This is a genomic window from Lysobacter sp. Root76 (assembly GCF_001428685.1).
Taxonomy (GTDB): domain Bacteria; phylum Pseudomonadota; class Gammaproteobacteria; order Xanthomonadales; family Xanthomonadaceae; genus Lysobacter.
The window spans coordinates 477,062-500,737 of the sequence record NZ_LMIK01000005.1; the positions used below are offsets into that span (position 1 = coordinate 477,062).

General features: G+C 69.9%; 21 protein-coding genes. 8 read left to right on the forward strand and 13 right to left on the reverse strand.

What is annotated here, in order from left to right:
- Window positions 1-123: 123 nt before the first annotated feature.
- The 5 genes from ASE10_RS09450 to ASE10_RS09470 form a co-directional block, all read right to left on the reverse strand.
- Window positions 124-1,059 (reverse strand): RDD family protein, encoded by a 936-nt coding sequence (locus ASE10_RS09450; RefSeq protein ID WP_055907871.1) that lies wholly within the window; start codon window positions 1,057-1,059, stop codon window positions 124-126.
- Between the two features lie 6 nt (window positions 1,060-1,065).
- The gene (locus ASE10_RS09455; protein ID WP_055907873.1) at window positions 1,066-1,830 is read right to left on the reverse strand and encodes a GYF domain-containing protein; all 765 of its coding nucleotides are present in this window, start codon (window positions 1,828-1,830) and stop codon (window positions 1,066-1,068) included.
- A gap of 93 nt (window positions 1,831-1,923) precedes the next feature.
- The gene (locus ASE10_RS09460) at window positions 1,924-2,412 is read right to left on the reverse strand and encodes a DUF494 family protein (protein WP_055907876.1); all 489 of its coding nucleotides are present in this window, start codon (window positions 2,410-2,412) and stop codon (window positions 1,924-1,926) included.
- 77 nt (window positions 2,413-2,489) lie between these two features.
- The gene (gene dprA / locus ASE10_RS09465; RefSeq protein WP_055907880.1) at window positions 2,490-3,629 is read right to left on the reverse strand and encodes a DNA-processing protein DprA; all 1,140 of its coding nucleotides are present in this window, start codon (window positions 3,627-3,629) and stop codon (window positions 2,490-2,492) included.
- A 91-nt stretch (window positions 3,630-3,720) separates the two neighbouring features.
- Window positions 3,721-4,884 carry a LysM domain-containing protein gene (locus tag ASE10_RS09470; RefSeq protein WP_055908513.1) on the reverse strand — a complete coding sequence of 388 codons (1,164 nt, stop codon included), beginning with the start codon at window positions 4,882-4,884 and terminating at the stop codon, window positions 3,721-3,723.
- A gap of 161 nt (window positions 4,885-5,045) precedes the next feature.
- Here ASE10_RS09470 and def point away from each other — a divergent pair, with 161 nt between their 5' ends.
- From def to ASE10_RS09490, 4 genes are all read left to right on the forward strand, one after another.
- Window positions 5,046-5,567, forward strand: coding sequence for a peptide deformylase (def, locus tag ASE10_RS09475; protein WP_055908516.1), 522 nt, complete (start codon window positions 5,046-5,048; stop codon window positions 5,565-5,567).
- 259 nt (window positions 5,568-5,826) lie between these two features.
- On the forward strand, window positions 5,827-6,750 hold the full coding sequence (gene fmt / locus ASE10_RS09480; RefSeq protein WP_056305250.1) for a methionyl-tRNA formyltransferase: 924 nt from the start codon (window positions 5,827-5,829) through the stop codon (window positions 6,748-6,750).
- Window positions 6,747-8,057: a 16S rRNA (cytosine(967)-C(5))-methyltransferase RsmB gene (rsmB, locus tag ASE10_RS09485; RefSeq protein WP_055907888.1), complete on the forward strand. Its 1,311-nt coding sequence runs from the start codon at window positions 6,747-6,749 to the stop codon at window positions 8,055-8,057. The genes fmt and rsmB overlap by 4 nt, the downstream gene beginning before the upstream one ends.
- An 815-nt stretch (window positions 8,058-8,872) precedes the next feature.
- Complete coding sequence (locus ASE10_RS09490; protein WP_055907891.1) at window positions 8,873-10,549, forward strand: glycosyltransferase family 39 protein; 1,677 nt, start codon at window positions 8,873-8,875, stop codon at window positions 10,547-10,549.
- A gap of 262 nt (window positions 10,550-10,811) precedes the next feature.
- Here ASE10_RS09490 and ASE10_RS09495 read toward each other — a convergent pair whose 3' ends face one another.
- Entirely contained in the window at window positions 10,812-11,666 is an 855-nt protein-coding gene (locus ASE10_RS09495) for a glycosyltransferase family 2 protein (protein WP_055907893.1), read from the reverse strand.
- A complete protein-coding gene (locus tag ASE10_RS09500; protein WP_055907897.1) occupies window positions 11,663-12,478 on the reverse strand; it encodes a glycosyltransferase family 2 protein in 816 nt (271 codons plus the stop codon). Before ASE10_RS09500 ends, ASE10_RS09495 begins: the two co-directional genes overlap by 4 nt.
- 22 nt (window positions 12,479-12,500) lie before the next feature.
- Between ASE10_RS09500 and ASE10_RS09505 the strand changes: the two genes are divergently transcribed.
- On the forward strand, window positions 12,501-13,556 hold the full coding sequence (locus ASE10_RS09505; RefSeq protein WP_200945880.1) for a CDP-glycerol glycerophosphotransferase family protein: 1,056 nt from the start codon (window positions 12,501-12,503) through the stop codon (window positions 13,554-13,556).
- Between the two features lie 275 nt (window positions 13,557-13,831).
- On the opposite strand, the gene ASE10_RS09510 is transcribed toward ASE10_RS09505, so the two are convergent.
- The 4 genes from ASE10_RS09510 to ASE10_RS09525 form a co-directional block, all read right to left on the reverse strand.
- Entirely contained in the window at window positions 13,832-15,283 is a 1,452-nt protein-coding gene (locus ASE10_RS09510) for a PH domain-containing protein (RefSeq protein WP_055908519.1), read from the reverse strand.
- Between the two features lie 97 nt (window positions 15,284-15,380).
- A complete protein-coding gene (locus tag ASE10_RS09515; RefSeq protein WP_055907904.1) occupies window positions 15,381-15,911 on the reverse strand; it encodes a PH domain-containing protein in 531 nt (176 codons plus the stop codon).
- Window positions 15,908-17,341, reverse strand: coding sequence for a sel1 repeat family protein (locus tag ASE10_RS09520; protein ID WP_056306771.1), 1,434 nt, complete (start codon window positions 17,339-17,341; stop codon window positions 15,908-15,910). The genes ASE10_RS09515 and ASE10_RS09520 overlap by 4 nt, the downstream gene beginning before the upstream one ends.
- Before the next feature lie 74 nt (window positions 17,342-17,415).
- On the reverse strand, window positions 17,416-18,333 hold the full coding sequence (locus tag ASE10_RS09525; RefSeq protein ID WP_056097814.1) for a lauroyl acyltransferase: 918 nt from the start codon (window positions 18,331-18,333) through the stop codon (window positions 17,416-17,418).
- A gap of 165 nt (window positions 18,334-18,498) precedes the next feature.
- On the opposite strand from ASE10_RS09525, the gene dtd reads away from it, so the two are divergent.
- On the forward strand, window positions 18,499-18,939 hold the full coding sequence (gene dtd, locus ASE10_RS09530) for a D-aminoacyl-tRNA deacylase (RefSeq protein ID WP_055907913.1): 441 nt from the start codon (window positions 18,499-18,501) through the stop codon (window positions 18,937-18,939).
- Between the two features lie 72 nt (window positions 18,940-19,011).
- A complete protein-coding gene (gene rpoD, locus ASE10_RS09535; RefSeq protein ID WP_055907916.1) occupies window positions 19,012-20,868 on the forward strand; it encodes an RNA polymerase sigma factor RpoD in 1,857 nt (618 codons plus the stop codon).
- Between the two features lie 279 nt (window positions 20,869-21,147).
- Here rpoD and ASE10_RS09540 read toward each other — a convergent pair whose 3' ends face one another.
- The gene (locus tag ASE10_RS09540; RefSeq protein WP_055907919.1) at window positions 21,148-21,519 is read right to left on the reverse strand and encodes a nuclear transport factor 2 family protein; all 372 of its coding nucleotides are present in this window, start codon (window positions 21,517-21,519) and stop codon (window positions 21,148-21,150) included.
- Window positions 21,520-21,661: 142 nt separating this feature from the next.
- Between ASE10_RS09540 and ASE10_RS09545 the strand changes: the two genes are divergently transcribed.
- Window positions 21,662-22,129, forward strand: coding sequence for a hypothetical protein (locus ASE10_RS09545; protein WP_055907922.1), 468 nt, complete (start codon window positions 21,662-21,664; stop codon window positions 22,127-22,129).
- A 41-nt stretch (window positions 22,130-22,170) separates the two neighbouring features.
- Here ASE10_RS09545 and ASE10_RS09550 read toward each other — a convergent pair whose 3' ends face one another.
- Window positions 22,171-23,661: a glycoside hydrolase family 47 protein gene (locus tag ASE10_RS09550; protein WP_082559870.1), complete on the reverse strand. Its 1,491-nt coding sequence runs from the start codon at window positions 23,659-23,661 to the stop codon at window positions 22,171-22,173.
- Between the last annotated feature and the right edge of the window lie 15 nt (window positions 23,662-23,676).

The window sequence follows — 23,676 nt, forward strand, 5'->3', positions numbered from 1 at the left end:
GCGTTCAGGGTTTCCTTTTTTATTGGGACCATGCGGCGGCCCCGGCTGTCAAGCGCGGGGCGTTGCGAGTGCGACCGGGAGCCGGTTAGGACCAGCCTCCCATTCAGCTTCGGCCGTTCAGGTTCAGCGGCCGGCGCTCAGGCCGACGGCGGCCAGCATGAACAAAGCGAACACCAGATACAGCGCCGCCAGGACGCCGAAAATCACCAAAATTACGGTCGCGACCGTGCCCAGCTCGGGGCGCTGGCGCTCCGGGTGACTGGTGTAGGCCCAGCGGTCGACCACCAGGGTGCTGGCCATCATGTCGTGCAGGCCGCGCTTGCGGTCGGTGAAGGCGACCATCAGCACGCCGATGCCCAGCGGCAGGGTCGCCACGATGTAGGCGAAGAAGCGGCCGATGCCGCGCGCCAGCGAGATGCGGCGGCCGTCGTCGTCGGTGACCTTGATCCCGATCGCCATCTTGCCCAGCGTGGCCTGCTTGGCCGACGAGTGGAACATGCCGAAGTACACCGCCTGCATGCCCAGCGGAATCAGATAGACCAGGGCCAGCAGGGCGATCGCGCCGCCGCTTTCGAACATGCTCGACGGGTCGCCGCTCATGCCGGCGCCGATGCCGAAGAACACCACCATCAGGATCATCTGGACGACCGCGCCGGCGATGCCGATCACGAAGCCGTCGATCGTGCTGGCGGCGACGCGTTTCCAGAACCCGGCGTAGACGACCTCGCCGCCCTGCACGAACTCTTCGTCCTGCGCCAGCGTCGAGCGCGGCGGGGCGTAGGGCGAGACCGGTTCGGCGACGGCGTAGGGGTTGGCGGCGGCTTCCGGCGCGGCGTCCGCCGAGGCGGTGGCGAAGGTCGCCGCGGCCACGGCCGGCCGGCCGGCGCCGGGCACGACTTCGCCGATCATCTCGCGCCAGGGGCGCCAGCTCGGCATGCCCTCGCGCCAGACCAGGGTCTCGGGCGCGAGTTGGCCGTGCTCGTGCAGCTGCGCCAGGTCTTCGGCGCGTACCGGGCCGTGACGGTTGCGGTCGCTGTCGCTGTAGTACCAATCGGTCATGTCGGTTCAGCCGTTGCTGATGGAAGTGCCGGGACGGCAGGCGCTGGGACGGTAGATCGCCGGCAGGTCGCCGCCGCTGCAATCCCACTGCACGCCGCCGCCGCTCTGCGGTACCGCCTCGAACCAGATCGTCTTGCCGTCGACGCGCTCGCCGATCCCGCGCAGCTCCAGCTCGATCGCGCAATGGCCGCCTTGCATGGTGCCGATCTTGATCTGCGCGGTGGTCCTGGTGGCGTAGTCCTCGGGCGCGCCGAAGCCGTCGTCGCCGTTGCTGGGGCAGTCGCCGCCGCTGCTGAGCATGTGCTCGGCCACGGCGGTCTTGATCGGGTTGACCTCGTTGATGCTCTGCATGGCCTTGGCGCGCAGGGTGTAGTCCTGATACGCCGGCAGCGCGATCGCGGCCAGGATGCCGAGCACCGGCAGGGCCAGCACCGCCAGCACGATCACCGCGATCAGGCAGCCGGACATGCCGCGCTTGGGCTCGGGCCGGCGCACGTCGGTGCGCAGGCCGGCGCCGGCGTAGGCGGTCGTGGGGTTGATGCCGATCGGCGCGCCCGGCGGCAGCGGCGGCGGCTTGGCAGTGTCCTGCTGGATGCCGTCCAGGCCGAGTTCTTCGGACACGCGGTCCAGCGGCTGCCATTCGCGCAGGCCTTCGCGCCACACCAAGGTGTCGCGCTGGATGCGGCGATCGCGATAGCGCGCCTGCAGGTCTTCCGCGCTCAAAGGTCCGACGCGGCCCTGTGCCGCATCGTGGTAGTACCAATCCGCCATTTCGCTCCCCCTGGAGTCGTCCTTGATGAGGCGTCGCGCGGGCGGACGCCGGCGGGGCGCCTCCCCGGGCGCCGCGCGCTAGTTCGTGCGCCCTTAATGTACCGGTTCGGGCTCGTCCTCGAACATCTGGGTTTCCATCCAGGCGTAGGCCGCTTCGGACCCCGGCTGGTTGAACAGCACCATCAGCACGACCCATTTGAGGTCGTCGAGATCGAGCTCGTCCTGGTCCAGCGCCATGGCGCGGTCCAGCACCAGCTCGCGCTGGCCGGCATCGAGGATGCCGTGCTGCTCCAGGAACATCAGGAAACCGCGGCATTCGACATCGAGCTTGTCCAGCTCGGGGCCGAAGTAGACGCGGGTCGGGCCGTTCGCGCGCGGCGGGCTGGCGTCGGGCCGCTGCAGGGCCAGCGCATCGAGCCACTCGAAGGCTTTGTTGATTTCGGCGGGGCTGAAACCGGCCTGGCCCAGTTCGTCGAACAGGGGGCCGCTGCGGAGCGAATCGCGGTCGCGGACGAGGTCCGCATCGTCGGTGAAGTAATGCTCGAACAGGTACAGCAGGACGTCCAGAATGCTCTCTTTCATTTCCCTCGGCCTGCGCCGCATGCGGCGCGGTGGGTCTGGAGTGGCTGACGACCGCTGAGCCCCTGCGCGGGAGTGGCTCAGCGGTTGCGGAAGTAACGGCCGTGTTGCGCCGCTACGCGACCCTCAAGCTCCATGATCAGCAGCATGGAGGACAGTACGGCAGGCGTCAATCCGGTCCGCTCGACCAGGTGATCCATACCGGTGGGGTCATGGCCGAGCGCGTGCCACAAGGACTGGTAGTTGCGGTCGTCGAGGCGTTCATCCTGAACGGGCCTCGTGACGGGCGTGTGGCCGCACTGTATGGGGGCGTTCAGGCGCAGGCGCAAGGCGGCCGCGAGTTCCTGCGCCAGCGGCGCCAGGGCCGCGATCAGCTCGTCCGGGCGTTCGACCAGGGCGGCGCCGTCGCGGATCAGGCGGTGGCAGCCGCGGGCGAGCGGGTTATGGATCGAGCCGGGCAGGGCGAACACCTCGCGGCCGGCCTCCGCGGCCAGGCGCGCGGTGATCAGGGCGCCGGAGCGTTCGGCCGCCTCGATCACCACCGTGCCCAGACTCAGGCCGGCGATGATGCGGTTGCGCGAGGGGAAGTGCGCCGGCCGCGCGCCGGTGCCGGGCAGGTGCTCGCTGACCACCGCGCCGGTCTCGGCGATGCGCGCGTGCAGGGCGGCGTTGGCGCGCGGATAGGGCACGTCCGGTCCGGTGCCGAGCACCGCCACGGTCGCGCCGCCGCCCGCCAGCGCGGCCTGGTGGGCGGCGGTGTCGATGCCGGCGGCGAGCCCGCTGGTCACGGCCAGGCCGGAAGCGGCCAGGGCGCGGGCGAAATCGGCGGCGTTGTCGCGCCCGCCGGGCGTGGGCGCGCGGCTGCCGACCACGGCCACCGCCGGGTGCCACAGCCGGTTCGGGTCGCCGGCCACGAACAGGGCCAGCGGCGGGTTCGGGCTGCGCCGCAGCAGCGGCGGGTAGTCGGGGTCGTGCCAGCCGATCAGATGGTGCCCGGGCGCGGCCAGCCAGGCCTGGGTGCGTTCCAGTTCGGCCCCATCCGGCGTCCGCAGCGCCACCGCCTGGGCTTCGCCCAGTTTGGCCTCGCGCCAGGCCGCGGGCCCGGCCGCAAGCGCGGCGGCGGCATTGCCGTGGCGTTCCAGCAGGGCCCGGCGCGGGGCCCTGGCGCCGTCGGCGGCGATCAGGGCGATCAGGGCGTAGTGGTCGGCGATCTCGGGCATGCGGTCAGCCTGCCCCGGAAACGACGACGGCGCCCTAGGGCGCCGTCGCTTCGTTGCGTAGGAAAACACCCCGGTCTGCGAGGCGCCCCGATCAGTACGGGGCGTCCGGATGCTTGAGCTCGTAGCCGACCCGGGTCGGACGCACGCCTTCCATCACCAGGCCGTAGCTGACCTTGTCGAAGGTGCGGAAGATCATCACGTGACCGGCGTATTCGTCGGGCACGCGGACCTTGTTGGCATGGCCGACGGTGTCTTCGCTGCGCTCGGCGCCGACCTTGACCCGGTCGACGACGTTACGGCCGACCCGCCAGGTCGAGAGCACGGTGCCGTTGTCGATGCCGTCCAGACGGCCCACCGACAGGGCGACCACGTCGCGCGCGCCGCCGCTGGTCAGCTGGTCGGCCACGGCCAGGACGCGGGCGTGACCGTACTGGAATTCCTGCTTCGGCGGATGCGGGAAGAACTGCAGGTCGTAGGGCTGGGCTTCGACCGGGATCAGGCGGTCGCCGACCCGGACTTCGCGACCGGCGTCGTCGATCACCAGCGTGCTGGCGCCGACCCCGCCGACTTCGCCGCGGCTCAGGGTGCCCGTGGTCAGCTGCATCAGCTCGTAGCCGAGCAGATCGCCGCGGCCCTGGGGCAGGGTGGAATCGCTCCACATGGCCTGGAACCCAGGCGGGATGCGGCCGTTGAAGTCCAGATCGTGGCTACGCAGGTCGGTGGTGCGGTGGTTGACGTCGCAGCACTTGTCGCTCGTCAGGCGGCTGTAGCGCTGGGTCGGGCGGACCACGGCGTAGCGCTGACCGGCCTCGGCGCCGCTCAGGCCCTTGATGTAGGCGACCTGGCCCTGAGAGCCGCGCAGGCGGTCCTCTTCCAGGCTGACCACGTAGGGCAGCTGCTCGAAGCTGTCGACCACGCGCAGATTCTTCAGGAACGGCTCGACCTGGCTCAGCGGGATGCCGGTGATCGGGGCTTCCTCGCGCGGACCGGGCTGGACGCCCAGGCGGTCGAGGTAGGCCAGCGAGATCACGTCGCCCGGGTAGATCAGGTGCGGATTCTTGATCTGCGGGTTGGCCTGCCAGATTTCCGGCCACAGCCACGGGCGCTTAAGGAAACGCCCGGCGATGTCCCACAGGGTGTCGCCCCGCTTGACCACATAGGTGTCGGGGTGACCGCCTTGCATCTCCGCCGCGAGGGCGTAGGTGGCGATCGTCAGCAACGCGGCGGTTGCAACCGCGCGGAATGGTTTAAACATGGCGGCCATCTACCTGATTCCCCTTGCAGGTTTGCCCTTTGCGGGCCTCGGAACTATAGCCCAGAAGAACCCCGTGCTTGCAAGCTTTCGAGGCCCAAAACGGGGTTACAATCCTCTTCTTGCTTGTGTATGTGACCGACGCCCCCATTTTTTTCGACGCCATGTCTCTGTTGCCGATCCTCGAATTTCCCGACCCCCGGCTGCGCACCAAAGCCGTGCCGGTCGACCCTGCCCGAGTCACCGAGCCTGCGTTCCAGAAGCTGCTCGACGACATGTTCGAAACCATGTACGAGGCCCCGGGCATCGGTCTGGCGGCGAGCCAGGTCGATGTCCACCAGCGCTTCATGGTGATAGACGTGTCCGAGGAGCACGACCGGCCGTTGGTGTTCATCAACCCGGAAATCCTGGTCAAGGCCGGCGAACAGGTCTACCAGGAAGGCTGCCTGTCGGTCCCCGGCATTTTCGCCGACGTGACCCGCGCCAACGAGATCACGGTGCGTGCGGTCGGCCGCGACGGCCAGCCGTTCGAACTGCAGATCGACGGCCTGCTCGCGGTCTGCATCCAGCACGAAATGGACCACCTGGACGGCAAGCTGTTCGTCGACTACCTCTCGCCGCTCAAGCGCGAGATGGTGCGCAAGAAGCTGGCCAAGCAGCGCAAGCTCGCCGGCGACGCGGCCTGAGGTCGCGGGCGCGGCCGGCGTCGCCGCGACCGCGCGCCCACCCGCATCGCTCCGGTACCGCTCGCCTAGGTACCGACCGCTGCGATGCCCGCACGATGCGGCGGCCTTCGCGCCGCGTCGGCCCATGCTCCCCGTATCCGCCGCACGCAGCGCACACGGCCGCCGTCGCAGGCGGCATGCTGGTCCCCGGACGCGCGCCGCCGTCCGGCCCCGATCCGAGCGCTTCCGCTCCCCCGCTTCCGGAGTTTTTCGCATGTCCCTGAGGATCGTCTTCGCCGGTACGCCCGATTTCGCCGTGCCCAGCCTGCGCGCCGCCGCGCGGCACAACGAAGTCGTCGCCGTCTACACCCAGCCCGACCGCCCGGCCGGCCGCGGCCGCGAACTCACCCCGTCGCCGGTCAAGCGCGAGGCGCTGCTGCGCGGCATCCCGGTGCTGCAGCCGGAAAACTTCAAGGCGGCGATCTCGCGCCAGGCGCTGCGCGCGCTGCAGCCGGACCTGATGATCGTGGTCGCATACGGCCTGATCCTGCCGCAGTCGGTGCTCGATATCCCGACCCATGGCTGCTGGAACGTGCATGCCTCGCTGCTGCCGCGCTGGCGCGGCGCCGCGCCGATCCAGCGCGCGATCGAAGCCGGCGACCGCGAAACCGGCGTCTGCCTGATGCAGATGGAAAAGGGCCTGGACACCGGCCCGGTGCTGCTGGCCCAGACCACCGAGATCGGCGAGACCGAAACCGGCGGCCAGTTGCACGACCGCCTGGCCGAGATCGGCGCGAGCGTGCTCAGCGACGGCCTGGGCCTGCTGCGCGCCGAACTGCGCCCGCAGCCCTGGGTCCAGCCCGAGGAAGGCGTGACCTACGCGCACAAGCTCGACAAGGCCGAGGCGCGGCTGGATTGGAACCAGCCCGCGGTCGCGCTCGCGGCCAAGGTGCGCGCCTTCAACCCCTGGCCGATGGCCGAGGCCGTGGTCGCCGGCGAACGCGTGCGCCTGCACGGCGCGATCGCGCTGCCGCTGGCCCACGGCGCGGCGCCCGGCACCCTGCTGCAGGCCGGGCGCGAAGGCATCGACATCGCCTGCGGCGAAGGCGCGCTGCGCATCCGCGTGCTGCAGCGCGACGGCGGCAAGGCCATCACCGCCGCCGACTACCTCAACGGCCGCCGCGACCTGGCGGTCGGCGCGTGAACGCGTCCAGCGGCGCCGAAAGCCGCGCCGTCGCCGCGCGCGTGCTCGACGCGGTGCTGCACCGCGGCCGCTCGCTCAAGCCCGAACTCGCCACCGCGCTGCCGACCCTGAAAGATCCGCGCGACCGCGCGCTGGTCGAGGCGATCTGCTTCGCCGTGCTGCGTCGCCCCGCGCGCTACGAAGCCGCGCTCAAGGACTGGATGCCGCGCCCGCTGGGCAAGCGCGACAGCGACCTGCGCGCGCTGCTGTACGTCGGTTTCGCTCAGCTGGACCTGGCCTTGCCCGCGCATGCGGCAGTCGCGGCGACGGTCGACGCCGCGCGCACGATCGGCCGCAGCCATCAGGCCGGCATGGTCAACGCGCTGCTGCGCCGCGCCCAGCGCGACGGTTTTCCAACGATCGAGGCGCATGCGCATTGGCCGGCCTGGCTGCGCGCCCGCGTGCGGCGCGACTGGCCCGCGGACGAGCTCGCGATCCTCGAAGCCAGCGCCACCGCGCCGCCGCTGTGGCTGCGCGTCAATCGCGGCCAGGGCGGGCGCGAGGCCTATCGCGCGCGTCTGGCCGAAGCCGGTATCGCGGCCTCGGTCGACGAAGCCCTGCCCGATGCGCTGCGCCTGGACGAGCCGATCGCGATCGCGGCCCTGCCGGGCTTCGCCGACGGTGCGGTCTCGGTGCAGGACGGCGCCGCGCAGTTGGTCGCCGATGCGCTGTCGCCGCCGTCCGGCGCGCGCGTGCTCGACGCCTGCGCCGCGCCCGGCGGCAAGACCGCGCATCTGCTCGAACGCGATCCCAGCCTGCGGCTGACCGCGCTCGACGTCGATGCCGCGCGCCTGGACACGGTGCGCAGCGGCCTGGCGCGCCTGCGCCTGGGCGCGCAGGCGTGGCTGCTCGCGGCCGACGCGTCCGACCTCGCCGCCTGGTGGGACGGCACGCCGTTCGACGCGGTGCTGCTGGACGCGCCGTGTTCGGCCACCGGCATCGTCCGCCGTCAGCCCGACGTGCTGATGCACCGGCGCGAATCCGACATCGCGGTGGTGGTGGCGCTGCAGGCGCGGCTGCTCGATGCGCTGTGGCGGACCGTGGCTGCGGGGGGCGTGCTGGTGTACGCGACCTGCTCGATCCTGAGGGAAGAGAACGAGGATCAGGTGCGCGCGTTTCTGGCGCGTACGCCGGATGCGCGGGTCGAGGCTTTGGGCGAGAGTTATGGCCGTGATCGCGAGGTCGGGCGGCAGCGTTTGCCGGGTGAGTTGGGCTACGACGGTTTCTTCTATTCGCGCCTGCGCCGCGTGTCACCTGCCTTGGGGTAGGAGCGGCGTGAGCCGCGACCGCGAACTCCGTCCGCCGGCATAGGTTCCGCTACGGCTCCGCCTTCTGCTTTCTGTGGGAGCGGCGTAAGCCGTGATCGCGAACTCCGTTTGCTGCGTTGGTTTCGTTACTTAAGTCAAAGGCTTCCGCCCGCCGCGCCTGCGGGTCACTTTCTCTTGCCACCCGCCTTGGGGTAGGAGCGGCGTGAGCCGCGACCGCGACCTTCGGCTACCGCGCTGGCTTCGATTCGGATCGGCTTCGCTTCCGCTTTCTGTGGAAGCGGCGTGAGCCGCGATCGCGAATTCCGGCTGCTTTGCTGGTTTCGTTCTTAAGCAACAGCTTCCGCCTGCTGCGCATGCGGGTCACTTTCTCTTGCTAGCCCAAGAGAAAGTAACCAAAGAGAAGGGCTTGCCTAGACAACCCTCCCGTGCGAGATCGGAGGTGACGCGGGGATTTTTCGAAGGAACATCCTGTTCCTCGAAAAACGGCGCGCGTCCTGCGCGCCGCCCTTCGGGTCTGGGTGGGATTGGGCGAGTGCGGCTCAATGGATTTCAATGCCGGGGCAACGGCAACGGCAACGGCAACGGCAACGGCAACGGCAACGCAGCCGCAGCCTCCGAGACTAGTGCAGACTTCGTCTGAAGCGCGGCACTGGCTGCGGCCTATCGGTACGGCAGGTCTCGCCGGCGCCGTTCGGGCGCCAACCATGACCGCGGATCACTCATTCGACAAGCGCCCCCTCCAGCGCCCTCGCCATCTGCGGCCGCTGAACGCTTCTCCGACATCCCGGCCGGGCATCGCGGCTATCATCCCGCGCATGCTGAACTCGACACGCTCCCGCGACACTTGGCTGTTCTGGATCATCGCCCTGCTGGTGCTCGGCGCCGGTTTGGGCATGCGCGACCCCTGGCCCGCCGACGAGCCGCGATTCGCGCTGGTAGCGCGGCAGATGGTCGAGAGCGGGGACTGGTTGTTTCCGCACCGCGGGACCGAGCTCTACTCGGACAAGCCGCCGTTGTTCATGTGGCTGCAGGCCGCCGCCTACACCGTGTTCCGCGACTGGCGCGTGGCGTTCCTGCTGCCGTCGCTGCTGGCCGCGCTGGGCACGCTGTGGTGCGTGGTCGATCTGGGCCGCCGGCTGTGGACGCGCAAGGTCGGGCTGTACGCGGGCTGGGCGCTGCTGTTCGCGCTGCAGTTCACCTGGCAGTCGAAGAAGGCGCAGATCGATCCGCTGGTGGTGTTCTGGATCACCCTGGCCAACTACGGCTTGCTGCGGCACCTGCTGCAGTGGCGCCGGGACGGCCGCGGCGACTGGCGGATGTGGGTCCTGGGCTGGGCCGCCGCCGGCCTGGGCACCATCACCAAGGGCGTCGGCGCGATCGCGCTGCTGATGCTGATACCGGCCGGCATCGCCTCGCTGTGCGGCTGGCCGGTGCGGGTGCAGGTGCGCGATCCGAAGTTCTGGCTGGGGCCGCTGGCGTTCGTGGCCGCGGCCTGCGTGTGGTTGGTGCCGATGGTGATCGCCGCGACAGGCCACGGTTCGCCGGAATACCGCGGCTACATGGACGACATCCTGCTGCGCCAGACCGCCAAGCGTTACAGCGCGTCCTGGGACCACGGCCAGCCGCCGTGGTACTTCGTCCAGGTCGTGCTGACGATGTGGTTGCCGACCATGCTGGCACTGCCGTGGGCGATTCCGGCCTGGCGCCGGCGCCTGCGCCGGCGCGATCCGCGCTACCTGCTGCCGCTGGCGTGGTGGTTGCTGGTGCTGGTGTTCTTCACCCTGCCCAACGGCAAGCGCGACATGTACATCCTGCCGGCGCTGCCGATGGTGTGCCTGGCGCTGGCGCCGCTGCTGCCGGGCATCGTGCGCAAACTGTGGCCGCGCCGCATCGCCGCCGGCTTCACCTGGCTGTTCGCGCTGGGCCTGCTCGGCCTGGGTGCGGCGATGTGGTTCGGCGAACCCGGTTTCGAACGCAAGCTGGTCGCCGAGCGCGGCATCGCCGAGGGCGCGCGCGCGATGGCGGCCAGCCTGATGGCGGTCGGCGGCTGGGGCCTGGCGAGCCTGCTGTGGTTCGGGCCGCGGCGTCCGCTGGCGTCGATGGCTTCGCTGCTGACCGGCCTGTGGGTCGGCTTCGGCCTGCTGATGGCGCCGCTGCTCAACGATTCCTCGTCGGCGCGCGGCCTGATGGCCCAGGTCGGCCAGGAAATCGGGCCCAAGGCTGAGCTGGGCCTGGTCGCCTGGCGCGAACAGAACCTGCTGATGGCCGATCGCCCGGCCGCGACCTTCGGCTTCAAGGTCGACTTCAAGGAACAGATGCGCCGCGGCCTGGCGTGGCAGGCGCAGCATCCCGATACCCGCTGGCTGCTGGTGCAGGACGTGGCCCTGGCCGAATGCGTGGATGACCGGCTGAGCACGCACATGGGCAGCGCCAACCGGCGCGGCTGGACCCTGGTGCCGGGGGCGGCCATTCAAGCCTGCGTCCCCAAGTAGGGGCGAGAGGAAACGAATCGCGCCCCAGCGCCGCGCTTCTGGCCCGTGTTCCTGGCCCTGTGGGAGCGGCGTAAGCCGCGATGCGCCGCGGCAACGACGCAAGTTTCGAATATGGGAAGTAAGGCGGCGTCCCGCGCGATTCGCGTTTCGTGATCTGAGCGAAGCGCCGCCTGGCGGCGGCATCGCGGCTTACGCCGCTCCCACAGGGACAGTGGCTCGCCTGGGGCGTGGCGCCCAAGGCCCGCGAAGCGTCATTGCGGGCTCAGCGCGCGCCTCTCAAATCGGGCAGCGGGTTCAGCGCGAACTCGGCCAGATGCCGATCCAAGCCGACCGGCGCGCGCACGCGCTGGCTCGCCTTGGCCTCGGCCAGCAGCGCGTCGTTGGGGCTGTCGCCGTCGTCGTGGCGTTCGCGGTGGTACAGGTGCGTGGCCAGGCCGGCGAAGCGCAGCGAGCGCCGTTCCAGGCCGGCGTGGAACGCGCGCACGGCCAGGTCCTTGTCTTCGCGGCCCCAGCCCTCGTAGCGCTCGTCGAAACCGTTGAGCGCGACCAGATCCTCGCGCCACCAGCCCTGGTTGCAGGTCTTGATCGCGGCGGTGCTCCGGCCGCGCGTGCCGCGCAGCGACAGCGCCGCCAGCGCCGGCACGCGCAGGGTGTGGCGGCGCCGGGTCAGGCCGCGGTCGAAGAAGCCCAGGGCCTGGGTCTCGCCCGACAGCAGGCGGTCGCGGCCGACCTCGTCGGTGAGCACGCGCTGGCCCTGGACGAAGCTGCCCGGCTGCGCCGCGCGCAGGTGGTCGGCGACGAACTGCGGGTGCGCGACCATGTCGCCGTCCAGCAGCAGCACGTAGTCGCCGGACGTGGCGGCGATCGCGCGGTTGCGCGCCAGGGCGACGCGGAAGCCGCGGTCTTCCAGCCAGCTGTGGCGCAGCGGCACCGGGTAGTCGCGCGCGGTGCGCTCGATCAGTTCGCGGGTGTCGTCGCGCGAGCCGTCGTCGGCGACCACGACCTCGTACGGCAGCGTGCGCTGGCGCGCGAGCGCGCCCAGGACCAGGCGCAGCGCCTCGGGCCAGTTGTAGGTGGTGACGACCACGCTCGCGCGCGGGACGATGGCTGCGTTCATGGTTCGGACGTGGTGACGGGTTGGCCGTTCTGCAACATCCACAGCATGATGGTTTTCTGGCGCACGTAGTTCGCGCGCACATAGGCATAGACCAGCCCGTGCCAGCCGTCGAGGAAACCCAGCCGCAACACGTAGCCGCGCCAGAAGCGCCAGGCCGGCGCCAGCACCAGTTTGCCCAGGGTCGCGCGCTTGCCGCGCGCGTAGTCGTGCTCGGCCATCATCCGTGCGTAGCGCTGGGTCTTGGCCAACTGCTGTTCCAGCGAGCGGTAGGGGTAGTGGATCAGGTCGCCGGGCAGGGTGAGCACCGCACCGTCGACGCTGGCGGCCTCGTGGACCTCGCGCTGGCCGCGCCAGCCGCCGCGGCGGCGATCGAACAGGCGCAGCACGCGGTCGGGATAGGCGTTGCCGTGGCGCAGGAACTTGCCGAAATACTCCGACAGGCGCGCGAAGCGGTAGCCGGCGGCGGCCGCGAAACCGGCCGCGCGCTCGGCTTCGATCGCCTCGCGCAGGCGCTCGTCGACGCGCTCGTCGGCGTCCAGGCACAGCACCCAGTCGTGCGCGGCCTGCTCGATCGCGAACTGCTTCTGGCTGCGGAAACCGTCGAACGGCCGCTGCAGCACGCGCGCGCCGACCGCGCGCGCGATCTCGACCGTGGCGTCGGTCGAAAACGAGTCGACCACCACCACTTCGTCGCAGAACGCCAGCGAGGCCAGGCAGTCGCCGATGCGGTCGGCTTCGTTGAACGCGATGATGCAGGCCGAAAGCTGGCAAGATGCCTGCGCTGCGCGCGCCTGCGCGCCCGCGGCGGCCACGTTCGATTCAGTCCGGGATGCGTTGATGGCGGATTACCTGTTGTTCGCAAGCGAGCGTTATGCGCTGCCCATCCTGCAACCGGTGGCCGATGCGCTGCAAGCGCAGGGGCATGCGGTGCATGCCTGGTTCGTCGACGGCGCCGCCGGCGCCAAGCTGCCGGCGCCGGTGCGCGGCATCGGCCTGCACGAGGCCGTGGCGCTGAAACCGCGCGCGGTGTTCAGCGCCGCCAACTGGGTCCCGCCGTTCGTGACCGGGGCCAAAGTGCAGCTGTTCCATGGCTTCAACGTCGAAAAACGCGAGGACGCGCGCGGCCATTTCCGGGTGCGCGGGCTGTTCGACCTGTACTGCACCCAGGGCCCGGCGACCACCGCGCCGTTCCGTTCGCTGGCCGCGCAGGCCGGGCATTTCGCCGTGGTCGAGACCGGCTGGCCCAAGCTCGACCCGCTGTTCCGCGACGACGACGGCAGCGCCGCGCGCCTGCGCCGGCGCGCCGGGCGGCGCCCGGTGGTGCTGTTCGCTTCCACCTTCACCGAGCGTCTGAGCGCCGCCCCGCACCTGTACGAGGCGATCGCCGACGAGGTCCGCCGCGGCGACCGCTACTGGCTGCTGACCCTGCACCCCAAGTGCCCGCCGGAGCTGTTCGAGCGCTACCGCAAGCTGGCCGGGCCCAACGCCGACTTCGTCGAGACCGAGCAGCTGATCGCGGCCCAGCGCGCGGCCGATGTGCTGGTCGCCGACACCACCTCGGTGGTCTCGGAGTTCGTGGTCCAGCGCAAGCCGGTGGTGACTTTCCGCAACCGTGCGCCGAAGGCCCACATGATCGACTTCCACGAGCCGCACGAGCTGCCGGCGATGCTGGAAAACGCCTTCACCCCGAGCCCGGAGCTGCAGGCTTCGCTCGACGCTTACGCCGACGCGATCCATCCCTATCGCGACGGGCGCTCGTCCGAGCGCGTGATCGCAGCGACGGAAGACCTGATCGAAGGGCGCCTGGGCCGGCTCGGCGCCAAGCCGTTCTCGGCGCGCCTGCGCGCGCTGCAGATCCGGCGCGAACTGGGCTACTGGGGCCGCGGCTGAGGCGCGGCGGGGCTGTCGCCACACTCGCGGTCCCGCGGCTTCGGTTTTTTGGCTTTCTGTGGGAGCGGCGTAAGCCGCGATGGGCCGCCGCGCTGCAGGCGGGCGCACGACCTTGCGCCGGTCTCTGTGGCTTCGCGATCGCGGCTTACGCCGCTCCCACAGAGAGCGGCGTAAGCGTAAGCACCGACCTTGGCCGTAGGGTGCGGTGGCAACCGCACCGTCGCGAAAAATCGAACCAACGCGCCGCTGCGGTCATCGCCGCATCCCACGCCGCCTCACCAGCTCAGCTTGCGCCGGGCCAGGGCCGCCGACAGGCCGCGGTACAGCGCTTCGGCATCGGCGACCGGCAGGAAACGGATCCGCAGCGGCGGCGCCAGTGCGGCGGCGCCGGCGGTGTCCAGCCACAGCGTCGCGGTGCCGCAGCGGCGGTCGATCGGACTGCGGGTGAGCTGCAGCGCCTGCAGCTTGTCGATCTCGGCGAAGCGCCAGTAACGCTGCCACCAGCCTTCGCGCACCGCGATCAGCTCGGTGTTGAGGGCGTAGCCGAGCCGGCGCGCGCGCTGGCGCGCCTTGAGCGCGGCCCAGGGCAGCCACAGCAGGGCGAGCAGGCCCCAGGCGCCGAAGCGCAGGCACAGCAGGCCGGTGATTGCGGCCAGCCAGGGCAGGCCGGGCAGGAACAAGCGCCACCAGCTCGCCAACGGCAAGGCGCGCCAGTCCAGGCTAGCCCAGCCGGCCTTCGGCAGCAGATGTTCGATCAGCGACTCGCACGCGGCGGCGGTCGCGACCGGCGCCAGTTCGCGCAGCGCACGCTCCTGCTGCTGGTCGTCGCCGACCGCGGTTTCGATCTCCAGACTGCGCCGGCGCAGCAGCCGGTGCATCAGGCCCTCGCGCAGCGTCCAGGCCTGGATCCGCCGGCGCGAGGCGCTGGTGCGCCAGCGCGCCAGCAGGCCGCGTTCGACGGTGAGGCGACGGCCGTGCTCGGTCAGGCTGAAGCCGTAGTACTGCAGCAGGGCCAGCAGCATCGACAGCACCCGCACCAGGCCGATGAACAGCCCCGCCAGCACCAGCGCGCCGAGCAGGTACTGCGGCGGGCCGAAGTGGTGCTCGCTGGTCCAGCCGAACAGCGACAGGATCAGGTGCCGGGTCGTGCTGGGCATGATGCCGCCGGGGATGAGGTCGCGGCTGTAGGGCATGAACGCGGCGATGCCGGCGCCGACCACGAACATGCCGCGGTTGTTGACCACGCCCACGCGCAGCACGTCGCCCAGCGACATCGTCAGCAGCGGCGCGGCGGCCGGCTCATCGACCGCGCCGGCGGCATCCTCGCTCGCGCCGCGACGCCGTACCAGCGCTTCCAGGGCCAAAGCGTCGGACAGCTTGAGCACGCGCATCTCGGCTTCGGGCTTGTGCCCGCCGGCCGATTCCAGCCGCACCTCGGCCACGCCGAACACGCGGTGCAATGCGGACTGCCGCAGCGCGACGTTGTGGATGCGCGCGAACGGGATCACCCGCAAGCTGCGTTCGAGCAGGCCGCTGCGCACCACCAGGCTGTCGCCGGTGGCGCCGTAGCGGTAGGTGAAGTACTGCCATAGCGCCAGCATCACCAGCACGCCGACCACGAGCAGCGACCACAGCTCGTTGCGATCGCCGCGCCCGAACACCAGCAGCGCGATCAGCGGCACGATGAACTGCTTGAGCTGCTGCAGCAGCACGAACAGCCACGACATCGGGTGCAGCCGGCGCTCGGCGCTGGCGGCTTCCGCCGCGGTCGGCGCGGCCGGTCCGGAGGCTGCGGCGCCCGGGGTGGGGTCGCCGGCGCCGGGATCAGACATCGTCATCGAGATCGATCTGCCGGCCCAGGCGGTCGCGCAGGCGCTGCGCGTCCTCGGCGTCGAGGTGCGGCACCTGGACCGAGCTGTGGCGGGTGCCGGCGGTGTGCACGACCAGGGTCGCCAGCCTGCGCCGGCGCTGCCAGGGCCCGTGCTTGAGGTCCAGGTGCTGCACGCGCGTGATCGGCACCCGGGTCTCGCGCTGCCACAGGCGACCGCGGCGCACCGCCAGGCCGTGATCGTCCAGGCGCCAGTAGGTGTAGCGGAACTGCTTGGTGCCTATCCATATCCCGGCGGCGATGCCCAGCAGCGCGCCGGTGCCGCCGGCGGCGATGCCCGCGGCCATGCCCAGGCCCAGGGTCGCGGTGATCACCCCGGCCACGCCGAACAGTATCGCCAGCGAGATCGAGGTACCGAGCACGAACAGCGGGCGCGCGCGCAGCGGCAGCGACTGCCAGGCGGGTTCGCCCTCGACGGCGGTGGCGGGCGCGGCGGACGGGTCGGAGTCGGATCGCGTTTCGCTCATTCGCCTGGCAGCTCGAAGTAGTTGTAGTCCTGCACCCAGTCCTTGCCGCGCTTGTAGTCGTTCAGGCGCTGCTTCATGCGGCGGGCGCTGTCGACGTCGTCGCCGCCGAGCTTGGCGATCGCGCGTCGCTGATAGTCGCCGGCTTCGGCGAAACGCGCATTGGCGGCGTAGGCGGCGGCCACGGTGTCGAGTTCGCCGGCGCCGATGGTGTCGGCGCGCTCGATCATGTACGCGGCCAGCTCCAGCGCGCGCTTGGGATCGCGTTGGTCGGGGATGGGGCAGGTGGCCAGGTACCACACACGCTCGTTGCGGCCGGCCTTCGCGCCGGCGTCTTCCGCGCGCGCGGCCCATTCCTCGGCGCGCTTGCAGTCGCGCGGGCCGCCGACACCGTTGAACGTGAAGGTGGCCGTGCTGACCATGGCGTCGGCGATGCCGCCCTCGGCGGCGCGGCGCGAATGCACGGCCATGCGGTTCAGGACGTCGGGCGGCGCGACCTTGCCCTTGGCCGGCCGGTAGGTTTCGGTCAGCGCCAGCAGCGCCAACAGGGAGGCCTGAGTATTGCCCTTGTCGCTGGCCTGCTCGAGCAGCTTCAGGCCGCGCGGCTTGTCCTGCGGGGCGTACTCGGGCTTCGCGCCGCTGTACAGCAGCGCGCCCAGGCCGAGCATCGCCAGATCTTCGCCATCGGCCGCCTTGCGTTCGGTGGCGAGCATGCGGCTGCGGTAGCTGTCCCGGTAGTCCGGCCAGATCTCGTTGAGGCGCGTGCGCGCAGCCGCGTCGTCGCGCAGCGGGCGGTCCAGGTCCGACAGCGTGACCACGGGCATGAGTTCGCCCACCAGGTCGTTCAGGAGGAGCTCCATCATCTCGTTCTCGCTCAGGCCGGACTTGCGCAGCTCCTGGTCGAAAAGGATGGTGTTGTCCACGACCATGGATTCGAAACGAACCTTCCACTGTCCGTTTTCGCGCTTGAACTCCGGGCCGTACTGGTACTGCTCGCCGTTCGGCGGCCCGAGCTCGCCGATCGCGCGATCGCCGGGGATCAGCGTCACGTGGGTGATCGTGGGCAGGCGTTCGCCCTCGTCGCGCGGGCCCAGGCCGTAAACGTTGATCTTGGTGCAGTGGCGGGCGACGCCCTCGCCGTCGAGCGCGGCGAGCTTGGCTTCGTCCAGGGTCGCGCGCATCGCATACACCGGTGCGCGCTCGGTCATGGGAATCCGGCGTACCTGGTCGGGCGAGGCGTACAAGGCCGCGTCGCGCAGGAAGGTCATGTAGCGCAGGCTGTCCTGGCTGAGCAGGGCGACGCTGTCGGGGTCCCTTTCGCTGCTCAGTTGGGCGAAACGGTCCCAGGCCTGGCTCACCGCATTCATGTCCTCCAGCTCGTCCGCCATCGCCGGCGCGGCGAGCAGCGCCAAACACAGGATCCAACCACGCATCCGCTTCCCCTTGAGTCGTTGAGTCCGGCGCGGCGCCGGAATTCGCTTGTCGCGTCGCGCAGCGCAGCGGCCGCTCAGCGATTCCAGTACGGGTTTTCCTCGCCCGAACCCGGCGGTCGCAGCGTATAGCGTTTGTAGGTCCACTGGTATTGCGCCGGGTCGCGGCGCGCGATGCGTTCGACCGCGGCATTGAGCGCGGTGGTGGCGACCACCAGGTCGGCGTCGCCGATCTGCGCCGGCGCCGGTTCGATGCGCAGCGCGAAGCCGGGCGCGCCGGTGTGGGTGTCGATGCGCTCGCAGTAGGCGAACAGCACGGTCGCGCCGGTGCGGCCGGCGAGGCGGCCGAGCAGGGTCATGGTCAGCGCCGGTACGCCGAAGAACGGCGCGAACTCGCCGTCGCCGGCCTTGGGCTGCTGGTCAGGCAGGATCCCGGTCACGCCGCCGGCGTTGAGCAGTTTCCACAGCTGGCGCACCGCCGGGCCCTCGGCGCGGATCTGGGTGACCCGGTCGGGCGCGTCGGCGCGGACCAGGTTCAGGAACGCCTCGCCGATCTTCGACTCCGGCGGCCGGTACAGGATCGCCAGCGGCGTGCGCGAGGCCAGCCACTGGTTCAACAGCTCCCAATTGCCGTAATGCGGCGCGGCCACGATCACCCCGCGGCCGGCGGCGATGGCCGCGTCGAACAGCTCGGTGCCGTGGGTCTCGCGCAGCAGGCCCAGGTTTTCCTGGTGCGGCCGGGTCCACAGGCGCAGGGTCTCCAGGATCTGGCGGCCGGTGGTGCGCAGGATCGCGCGGTGCCACTGCGCGCGCTCGGCCGGCAGCAGCTCCGGGTAGGCCAGTTCCAGGTTGATCCGGGCGACCCGGCTCTCGCGGCCGTCGCGCCAGCGCCAGGCCGCGGCGACGAGGTCGCCCAGGCGCAGCAGCCAGGACCAGGGCAGGCGCGCGAGCGCGGAGGCGAGCAGGTACAGCACACGGGCGACGAATCGGGTCATCGCGTCAGTCTAGCCGGCGCGGGCGGATCGGCCGGTGCGCGGGCTGGCCAGTGCGGGCTGATCGGTGCGAGCTCGTCGGAAGCGGGCTGGTCGGTTCAGGCTGGCCGGATGCGGCCGGCCCGGGCGACACTGTGCGGCCCGTCGCCGAACCGCAGGACCCGCCCCGTGCTCAGCCTGATCCAGCGCGTGACCCAGGCCGCCGTGACCGTCGACGGCGAGACCGTCGGGGCGATCGGGCCCGGCCTGCTGGCCCTGGTCGGGGTCGAACCCGGCGACGGCGAGGCCCAGATCCTGCGCATGGCCGAGCGCCTGCTCGGCTACCGGGTCTTCGCCGACGCGGCCGGGCGCATGAACCTGGGCCTGGGCGACACCGGCGGCGGCCTGCTCCTGGTCAGCCAGTTCACCCTGGCCGCCGACACCCGCAGCGGCATGCGCCCGGGCTTCAGCACCGCGGCCGCGCCGGAACTGGCTGAACCGATATTCAACCGGCTGGCGGCCATCTGCCGGGACCGTCACGCCGGGGGGGTGGAAACCGGGCGGTTCGGTGCCCATATGGTGATCAGCCTGGTCAACGACGGCCCGGTCACCTTCCTCCTCCGGTCCTAGATCGGGCCCGAGCCGGCCCGGCCTGCTATACTGGAACGTTCCCTAGACCTACAAGCGCGGGTGGCGCAGCCCATGGCCAACGAACGACAGCCCCCTCCGTCCGATATCAAGCTCCTGATCAGCAAGGGTTTGGAGCAGGGCTATCTGACCTATGCCGAGGTCAACGATCACCTGCCGGACGACCTGGTCGACGCCGAGCAGATCGAAGACATCATCGGCATGATCAACGGTATGGGCATCGAGGTGCACGAAGTTGCGCCCGATGCCGAGACCCTGCTGCTTGCCGACGGCAACACCGGTAACCGCGAAGTCGACGACACCGCCGCCGAAGAAGCCGCGGCGGCGCTGACCGCGCTCGACGGCGAAGGCGGCCGCACCACCGACCCCGTGCGCATGTACATGCGCGAGATGGGTACGGTCGAGCTGCTGACCCGCGAAGGCGAAATCGCCATCGCCAAGCGCATCGAGGAGGGCCTGAACCAGGTCCAGGCCTCGCTCGCTTCGTTCCCGGCGACGATCCAGTCGATCCTGGAAGACTACGAGCTGCACAAGGCCGGCAAGAAGCGCCTGGCCGAAATCATCGTCGGCTTCAACGACCACCTCGACGACGAGCCCGAGCCGCCGGCACCGGTGGTCGTGGCCGCCGAAGTCGAGGAAGGCGACGAAGAGGAAGTCGAGACCGCCGCCGACGAAGAAGCCGAAGAGACCGTCAGCGGTCCCGATCCGGTCGAAGTCGCCAGCCGCATGGAATCGATGGCCGCCGATTACGCCAAGTTCCAGAAGGCGTACGCCAAGAACGGTCCGACCCACAAGACCGCGCTCAAGGCACGCGAGGACATGGCGGCGGTGTTCGTCACCCTGAAGCTGCCGCTGGCCCTGACCGATTCGCTGGTGCGCAACCTGCGCGAGGTGGTCGGCAAGATCAAGGACCACGAGCGCAAGATCCTCGACCTGTCCACGCGCGTCGCCAAGATGCCGCGCAAGGACTTCATCCGCGCCTGGGAAGGCAACCAGACCAATCTGGAATGGGTGGACGAGCTGCTCAAGCGCAAGCAGAAGTGGTCGTCGGGCCTGCGCGACGTCAAGGAACTGGTGATCGCCGAGCAGGAAGCCACGATCGCGATCGAGCAGGCTTCGTTCCTGACCCTGGCCGACATCAAGGAAATCAGCCGTGCGATGGCCTACGGCGAAGCCAAGGCGCGCAAGGCCAAGAAGGAGATGGTCGAGGCCAACCTGCGCCTGGTGATCTCCATCGCCAAGAAGTACACCAACCGCGGTCTGCAGTTCCTCGATCTGATCCAGGAAGGCAACATCGGTTTGATGAAGGCGGTCGACAAGTTCGAATTCCGTCGCGGCTTCAAGTTCTCGACCTACGCCACGTGGTGGATCCGTCAGGCCATCACCCGTTCGATCGCCGATCAGGCCCGCACCATCCGTATCCCGGTGCACATGATCGAAACGATCAACAAGCTCAACCGCATCTCGCGCCAGATGCTCCAGCAGTACGGCCGCGAGGCCACGCCGGAAGAGTTGGCGAAAGAGATGGACATGCCCGAGGACAAGATCCGCAAGGTCATGAAGATCGCCAAGGAGCCGATCTCCATGGAGACGCCGATCGGCGACGACGAGGATTCGCATCTGGGCGACTTCATCGAGGACACCAACGTGGAGTCCCCGGTCGAAGCCACCACCAACATCAACCTCTCCGAGACGGTCCGCGACGTGCTCGCCGGCCTGACCCCGAGGGAGGCCAAGGTGTTGCGCATGCGTTTCGGCATCGACATGAATACCGACCACACCCTTGAGGAAGTCGGCAAGCAGTTCGATGTCACCCGCGAGCGCATCCGTCAGATCGAGGCCAAGGCGCTGCGCAAGCTGCGTCACCCCAGCCGTTCGGAACAGCTGCGCAGCTTCCTCGATATCGACTGAAGCTGGCGTTGCGGCGGTACGAAAAAGCCCCGCCGATGCGGGGCTTTTTCTTTGGGGATTCGTCGCGGTGGTGGCGCCATCGCGGCTTACGCTGCTCCCAAAAAAGGCCGTGCCGTAGGGTAGGAGCGGCGTGAGCCGCGACCGCGCAATACAGCGACGACGAAAGCTCCGGTGCTAGCTGGCATTGGGTCGCGGCTCACGCCGCTCCTACCCCAAGGCCGGGCGTCGCCGCCTACTGTGGGAGCGGCGTAAGCCGCGATCGATTCTCCGGGCGCCAGCTCAACCCACGTCGTAGAAGAACTGCTCGTGCACGATCTTGCCGTCGCGCACGCGATAGACGCAGATCTCGGACATGTCGATGCGGCCCCTGCCCTTCATGGTCACGTCCAAGCGCATGGACAGGCTGAACCAATTGCCCGCGACCACTGGGTCGCTGACGCTGCTGCCGTGCATGGTTTCGATGCCTTCGTTGAACTTGCGGCCCTTCTCGCGGATCGCGTCCATGCCGCGCACGTTGCCCAGCGCTTCCGGGGGCAGGCCTTCGGGCTCGATGCTGACGGCGTCGTCGGCATACAGCTCGACCTGGGCCTGCTCGTACTCGCCCTGGCGGCACAGCTCGACCAGGCGTTGCGCGATCTGTTCGGTATTCATGGGGGCATTCCTTTGGGGGAGGAACCGCAGCTTACGCCCAGGCTGCTGACAGCGTGTTGTCAGGGGCCTGCGCCCGCGCCGGCGGCTTGCGATGTCGGGGCGGGCGCGGCATTGTCCGATCCAGCGCACCAGGAAGCCGCGAATGTCGGACGACAACCCCTACCAACCGCCCAGCGTAGCCGTGCACGATGTCGCCCAGGCCGACCCGAGGGCGCGCCTGTACAGCGTCGCCGGCATCACCCTGGCGGCCTTCGTGGGCAGCGCCTTTGCCGGCGGTTTGCTGATGGCGCTCAACTACCGCTCGCTGGGTGAGCCGATCAAGGCGCGCAACGCACTGGTGCTGGCGTTCTTCGCGACCGCGGCGGTGCTGGCGCTGGCCATGGTGCTGCCGGAATCGGTGCCGGGCCTGGCATTCGTGCTGCCGCAGTTGCTGGTCGTGCAGATGCTGGCGCGCAAGCTGCAGGGCGTAGCGATCGGTGCGCACCAGGCGCGCGGCGCGGCGATGCATTCGAACTGGCTCGCCTTCGGCATTTCGTTGCTGGTGGCCGCGGCGCTGGTCGCGATCGCCGTGGTCGTGGTGTTCCTGCTGCCGGCATCGCTACTGGCCTGACGCTAGCGGCGCCGCGCCGTCCCGGTTCGCGCACTCGACTCTCAGTCGGCCCGCTTCCAGGTCGCCCGGATCGGATGCGCCTCGGTGTTGAGCACCACTGCCTGCGGATCCAGCGTCGCCGGCGGCGCGAACAGCAGATAGAAGTACTTGAAGGTCTCGGCGAGCACGAAGCTCTCCATGTCGTCCGCCTGCTCCTTGCTGACCACGTTCTTCAGCGAGGCGTAGCCGGCCTCGGTGCGGGTGTAGCGGACGAAGTCGTCGAACAGCGAACGGCCCATGCTGCGGTAGCGCGCATCGCCGGTCAGGCGATACAGGTACCAGGTCGACTCGACGATCTCCGGCCGCAGCGGGTAGCCGGCCGAGGTCACCTCGCGCTTGCGGTAGTCGTAGGCCTCCGGTTCGATGCCGTGCGCGTTCCACATCGCGAACGAAGACTCCTGCAGGCGCCGTGCGCGTTCGATGTTGCCCGACAGCGCCAGCAGGCCGGGATAGAACGCGTCCAGCGCGCCGTAACGGCTGGCCAGGCGCTGGCCGCTGTGCATGTCGACATGGCCGTACCAGAGCGCGCCGTTCACCTCTTCGCCGTAGTAGCGGTCGGCGGCGGCGACGCTGGTCTTCCACATCGCCAGGCAATCCTGGTCGCCGAACAGCTGCCAGCACTTCCACAGATACTCGTAATAGGAATCCACGCGCGCGCCGATATGGCTGCGGGTGTTGGTCCACTGCCCGCTGACCACGTCGAAGCGCTCGCCGACCAGGCCGATCTTGGAGCGGCGCTTATAGGTTTCCACCAGTGCGCGCTTGGCTTTGGCGTAGTACACCGGATTGCCGGTGAGCTTGCTCAGGGTGCCGTATTCGATCAGCAGGGTGCCGGCCTCGGCCGGATTGCTCTCGTTGCCGTGGGCCTTGCCGCTGCGCAGGTTGATGTAGACATAGGGCAGGCCGGTGGGCGAGTCGAAGGCCGGCAGCAGGCGATCGCCCAGGTCGGTGGCGAGCTTGAGCAGGCGTTCGTCGCCGCTGAGCTGATAGCCCGAGAGCAGGCCGCCGAGCAGGCGGATCACGATCTCGAAATGCTTGACGTCGAGGTCGCGGTCGAACGAGAGCCGGGTCGCGATCAGTTCGCGCGCCTCGTCGGCTTCCTGGTCCAGGCCCATCAGGATCATGGTGTCGAGCGCGTCCACCGGCGTCATCAGCAGCGATTCGCCGTACCAGTCGTGCGCGCCCTTGCTCAGCGGCTTGAGCGCGTCGTGGCCCCAGGCGTAGCGCTTGTAGCCGTTCCAGGCGTGCAGGAATTCGGCCTTGACCCGCGCCGCGTCGCGCGCGGCGGCGGCTTCGTAGGCGATGTCGGTAGGGGCTTTCGACGCCGCGGCCGCCGTCAGGGGGGATGCGGCCGCGGCAGCGATCGCCGAGAACGCGGGGGCAGGGGACGCTTGCGCAAGCGGCGTCCCGGACCAGGCAGTCGCAGGCAGGGCGAGCGATACGCAAAGCAGCAGGGCGCAGGCGCGCGCGCGGGACGGCAACGGCAACGGCATCTTCGGTCTCCGGGG